Consider the following 2,704-nt stretch of genomic DNA (forward strand, 5'->3'; position numbering starts at 1 on the left):
ATTATGCCCGGTTACACACATATGCAAAGAGCTCAACCTATCACATTTTCACATCATTTATTAGCTTACATGGAGATGTTTAAAAGGGATATAGAACGGTTGAAAGATTCTTTAAAAAGAGTGAATGTTTTGGTTTTAGGTTCATTTTTTAAGCAGAAAACGTCATACGATATAGATAGAATGTATGTGGCTTCATTGTTAGACTTTAAAGAAGTTTCACTAAACAGTATTGACGGAGTAAGCGATAGGGATTTTATCATTGAATTCTTATCATTAGCTTCCTTGATAATGATGCATTTGAGTAGATTTTCTGAGGAAGTAGTACTTTGGTCTACCCAAGAGTTCAATTTTGTAGAATTAAGTGACCAATATTCGACTGGAAGTAGTATAATGCCACAAAAGAAAAATCCAGACTCCGTTGAATTAATCAGGGGTAAAACAGGTAGGGTATATGGAAATTTGTTTGCCCTTTTAACAACTATGAAAGGCTTACCCCTAGCATATAACAAAGATATGCAAGAAGATAAAGAACCTCTGTTTGATACCGTTGATACATTAAAAGGTTGTTTAAAGGTATTTATTGGTTTGTTAGGAACGATACGCGTGAACGAAAAAAAGATGGAAGAGGCGGTAAAATTTGGCTATCTCAATGCAACGGATCTGGCAGATTATTTGGTCAAAAAAGGGATCCCTTTCAGAACCGCTCACGATATAGTTGGAAAATTAGTTGCATATGCTATAACAAAAAATGTCTCCTTAGAAGAGCTTAATATTTCTGAATTTAGAAATTTTTGTCAGTTGATAGATGAGGATGTATATGAATTTTTAGATCTAAAAAATATTCTAAAACGCCGTAAAACAATTGGGGCAGCAAGATGGGAGGAAGATGTATGAAGGTTGGTATACTTGGGGCAACAGGGTACACAGGAATTGAATTAATCAGAATTCTTTCAAAACATCCAAATGCTAAAATAACTTATTTGTCATCAAAAAACTTTGAATCCCAATTAATTTCAGAAGTTTATCCGGGACTACAAGGAATTTGTGATCTCATATTAGAGGGTGATGCTTTCAAAAAAGCGGTTGCTACTAGCGATATAATATTTTCAACTTTACCTCACGAACTAACTTTTGAAATAGCTCAGATGGTAGTGGATGCAGGTAAGAGGTTGATAGATTTAGGTTCTGCATTTCGTTTCGATGACTTTAATATCTTCCAAAAGTGGTATGGTTTAAATGATGACATAGAATACGATAAATATGACAAGGTCTACGGATTAACTGAGTTAAATAGGGAAAAGATAAAAAACGCTCAAATTGTGGGCAATCCAGGTTGTTATCCAACTAGTGTGATTTTGGCATTAGCCCCTGTTTTAAAAAATAGAGTTGTATCAGATAAAAACATAATTATTGATAGTAAATCTGGGGTATCAGGTGCTGGTCATGAACCTAAATTTAGTAACTTATATTCAGAATGTAACGAAAATACAAAACCTTATAACGTGGCTAAACATAGACATATTCCAGAAATAGAGCAGGAGTTATCAAAGATAATGAAACAAGAGGTAAAAATTGTTTTCACCCCACATCTTGTTCCTATGACAAGAGGAATTTTAAGTACGATTTATTGTAATTTGGGATCAGATATAACCTTAAATGAGGTTTACGATCTTTACCAAGAGTTTTATAAAAACGATTATTTCATAAAAATTCTGAACCCTGGAAAGTATCCATCTACAAAAAGTGTGGCTGGCTCCAATTTTTGCCAAATAGGTTTTGAAATTGATGAGCATACAAATACTTTAATAATCATGTCCGTGATTGACAATTTAATGAAAGGTGCCAGTGGTCAGGCAGTACAAAATATGAATTTAATGTTTGGATTGCCTGAAAATAAAGGTCTTGATATAATAAGAATCTTTCCATGAACTTGATATATCTTTAAATTTAAGGTATAATTAAAAAAATCAAAAGAACTTTTATCCTTATGGGTGGGCAGCGGGGTGAAGGGGCGCTTACATAAGGTTTTAGAGTTTCTGAAGAGAGTATATAAAACTGAAAGGAGGGAGGGTACGATTCTTCTAAATGTAATGGAAAGAAGAACGTACAAAAGAACGTGAGTAACGTATATATAGTTGATACAACTTTAAGAGATGGAGAGCAAACTGCCGGGGTGGTATTTGCAAATGAAGAGAAAGTCCAAATAGCGAAGATGTTAGCAGAGTTAGGTGTTTATCAGATCGAAGCCGGGATTCCCACGATGGGAGGAGATGAAAAGGAAGCCATAAAGAAGATATGTAAGTTAAACTTAGGTGTTTCAATTATGGGCTGGAATAGAGCAGTTATAAAGGATATTGAAGAATCCATAGATTGTGGTGTCGATGCGGTTGCAATTTCTATTTCCACTTCAGATATTCACATCAAACACAAATTAAAAAAAGATAGGGATTGGGTATTAAAAAGTATGGTGGTTGCTACAAAATTTGCCAAAAAACACAATTTATACGTATCTGTAAACGCTGAAGACGCCTCTAGAAGTGATATGGATTTTCTTATAAAGTTTGCTAAAGAGGCTAAAGAAGCAGGTGCAGATAGGTTAAGATACTGTGACACCGTTGGAATGATGGAACCATTTTCTATCTACGAACATATCAGAAGAATAATAGACGAAGTTGGTATCGATGTTGAGATGCATACCCACAAC

Annotated in this window: 3 protein-coding genes; all 3 read left to right on the top strand. The window is 34.4% G+C overall.

Features of this window, described 5'->3' with window-relative positions; genetic code table 11:
• Positions 1 to 894 (top strand): argininosuccinate lyase (argH, locus tag AA81_RS10655; RefSeq protein WP_103898970.1); only part of this gene is annotated, 894 nt, incomplete at its 5' end.
• A complete protein-coding gene (gene argC / locus AA81_RS10660) occupies positions 891 to 1,928 on the top strand; it encodes an N-acetyl-gamma-glutamyl-phosphate reductase (RefSeq protein WP_103077966.1) in 1,038 nt (345 codons plus the stop codon). The genes argH and argC, both read left to right, overlap by 4 nt.
• Before the next feature lie 188 nt (positions 1,929 to 2,116).
• On the top strand, positions 2,117 to 2,704 hold a 588-nt coding region (locus AA81_RS10665; protein ID WP_500690315.1), incomplete at its 3' end, for a hydroxymethylglutaryl-CoA lyase-like TIM-barrel protein.

It is taken from the genome of Petrotoga halophila DSM 16923, assembly GCF_002924615.1.